Raw genomic sequence first — 2,932 nt, 5'->3', positions numbered from 1 at the left:
AACAGGAAAATTAACGGATTTAGCCACGGGAGTTTATAGCAACGCCCGACATATTTCAGGCTTGCGGGATTGTCTTCTCGCACAAAATCCCGAATGGCTCGCAACAGGTAGCGGTTGTGTTCAAGGCTTGGGTTGGGGTAACAACCGTACATTAAAAAAGGCAGTTTACCGTCTTTCTCGGGTATGCCGATTTGTAACGAATAACGCCCCGTTAGACTAAAAGGATAAAGCCCGTAAAGGTTATAGACAATGCCGCTTAACGGATCACCCTCTTCCGGTATAAATGCCAGCCAATACTCTTTGCCTAAGTGTTGTTGGTAAATCACCTTTTTCTTGCGGTTAATCCGAATGCCACGAGGGCGTGGCGGGAAAAGAATGCAAAGGAGCAATAACGGCCAGATAAAGTGAAGAACCGGGCGAACCAAGCGTAAGCTATCTCGTTCGAGATATGGTTTTCTAAATTCATCGTAGGGTTCGATTTTATCATTTGGATAAAGCTTTAAATATTCAGGGTTAGTTATTGTTTTTAATTCTCTTTCATACGCGATAGAAATACTTTTATCAGGATTAAATGCCCATTCAAAATCATATTTAATTGCTTGAATTTGATTATCAAAGGGTCTGACCCCATGTTGAAGATCGATAAAAGCAATGACGCCTAAAATCGCCAAAAAAATCAGACGAATCATGCCTCTTGGAAAAGCATCTAAAATTAAATGGCGGATTTCCAATTCATCGGGATTTACCCGACGTACGGAATACCCCAAAGTGTAAGTGCGGTAAAAATGAAGCCATTTTTCGAGAAGTTTCATATTCTATCCTTTAAAATTTAAATTCCGTTTTATTTGAATGTTTTCGATATTCACTGCCCTGATAGGTGGGAATTGACACACTCATTGATAAATAATTAATGCTGCCATAATCAAATTGCACCGGTGTCGGAAAATAATATTGTTTTGCCCGTAAATAGCCGGTGACTTGTTGCGGCGGAATGGTAATTTTTGCCACGCCTTCCGTTTCAAAAACGACCTGGTAGCGCAATGCATTTCCCTCAATTCGATATTCATTATAGGGTGGATCATAGATATTTTTTGGGGTTGCCGGACGGCGAACCGTTATCGGGCTTTCAATCCTGATGCTATCCGCATCCGCTTGGCTATAAATGCCTTTATAGTTCACAAAAAAGAGAAATTGACTTTCATCATGCAGTTCAATTTCACTAGAAAAATTAAAATAACGTTGCATTTCAATATGATAAAACTTATATGCTTCTTCTGTATATGTATTTTGAGAAGAATTAAATACACTTTGATTTAATTGAGTTCTAAATTTCTCAGGACGTTTTAAATCTCCCCACTCATAAGCTCTTACCTCTCTCCCCCAATACAGCTCACTTCCGCCCCAGAATCCATTATCCACCCAAGTGACAATATCCGGTTGTTTGAAAAAGTCGGTGATGATACCTGCCACTAAAATCACAGAACCGGCAGCCAGCCCCACATAACCAAATCTGACCAGCCATTGCATATTGGTGGTGGCTTTGGCGACACCGATTAAACCGATTGAGGTACTGGACAGTAAAGAGCCCGAACCCCGCATGATTGCCGCATACATGCCCACGGTATCGCCTTTGTAATAGGCTTCGTAGCCGTAACCGATTTCAATTACCACGGCTAACCCTGCCAATGCAGTGTTCATACTGATAAAGGCGGCTTTTAAATGGGTGAGAAAATTCGGTTTGGTTTCGGCTAATAATAATTGTCCGACTTTTGAAAATGTGGCTTCTTTTTGGATTTCATTGGCGGCACGTTCAATGGTTTTTTCTAAATAACTCTTTGGGGCGTTTAAGCCGGCAAACATGCTGATGACACCAACAGTCGGGTCGTTGGAAAAACGCCCTAATGCGGTGGTTGCCGTGTTGCTTTGCCAGATATAACCGAATATTACCGAGTAACCCAACATTTTTTGTAAGCCAGCAAGTTGCCCTCTCGGATTGAGCACCCGATAACCCTCTTCGTGGATTTTTAAGGTCGGTGCGCCGTCCAATTGGTAGAGTGGGTGCGATTTGGGATGGGATTGGCGGGGCGAGGGATAACGGGCTTTTATCCGAATGTCACGGTTTATAACTTCGTTTTGTTTGATTTCCGCCTGTTTGGTAAAGGGGTTAATTTCATAAATGCGGTGAATATGTTTGACCGCCCGTACCACTTCGTTTTGTTGGCGTGATTTGGTATATTTTGCCGTTCGGGTATAGAGTTTGTCGGCAATCAGCGACACCAGAAAATCAAATTTTAATACTTCAAAATGGCTGGTCTCCGCAATACTGACGCTACCGGCAATAATCGGATAAACGGACATCGAGAGGATGGGGTGAAGCTGTTCTACCGCCGCTTTATCTAAGGTTTGCGATTCAGGCGGTAATTTAAAATCATCACGATAAACCGCTTCCAATAAGGTGTTGTAACCGTAAGTTGATAAATCAACACCCCAAAGCAAGCCGTGTAGATAAAGACTATAACTGCCGATAATTGCGGCAACGGTCGGGGTATGTTGGGATGATTGGAGTAATGATGTCCAGTCTGCTAATTTCTCTTTTTGTGACAGTATGTGGGCTAAATGGACGCTGACGAGATGCTTAAAATGTTCGCCGTAGAGCGTGGGGAGTTTCGCCATTTTTTCGACGGCATTTATACCACTAGGAAGTGCGGTTAAATTTAGCGCGGTTTTTAAGGTTTCAAAAATATCTTGATGACTTTGTGCCTTCAAGTGGATGTCTTTTACCTTTAGTTCCCGATAGATTTGTGCTTTTTCTTTGACGGTTGGCGTGTACCAGGCCGCATTACCGTTTTCATTGGCAATGTCCCGTTCATTGATTTGCGCTATACGTCGTTTATGGACTTCCGCTTGAATCAATTGCGCCGTGCTAATTGCG

At 42.6% G+C, this 2,932-nt stretch carries 2 protein-coding genes; both read right to left on the bottom strand.

Annotated elements, in window-relative coordinates; genetic code table 11:
* Window positions 1–812 (bottom strand): hypothetical protein (locus BKL51_RS10020; RefSeq protein WP_077466538.1); only part of this gene is annotated, 812 nt, incomplete at its 3' end.
* Between the two features lie 10 nt (window positions 813–822).
* A partial coding sequence (locus tag BKL51_RS11890; RefSeq protein ID WP_077466537.1) for a hypothetical protein occupies window positions 823–2,932 on the bottom strand: 2,110 nt, incomplete at its 5' end.

This window comes from Rodentibacter sp. Ppn85 (genome assembly GCF_001999335.1).
Taxonomy (GTDB): domain Bacteria; phylum Pseudomonadota; class Gammaproteobacteria; order Enterobacterales; family Pasteurellaceae; genus Rodentibacter.
Note: the sequence above shows the minus strand (reverse complement) of the source record. Positions and strands in the feature narration are given on the sequence as shown.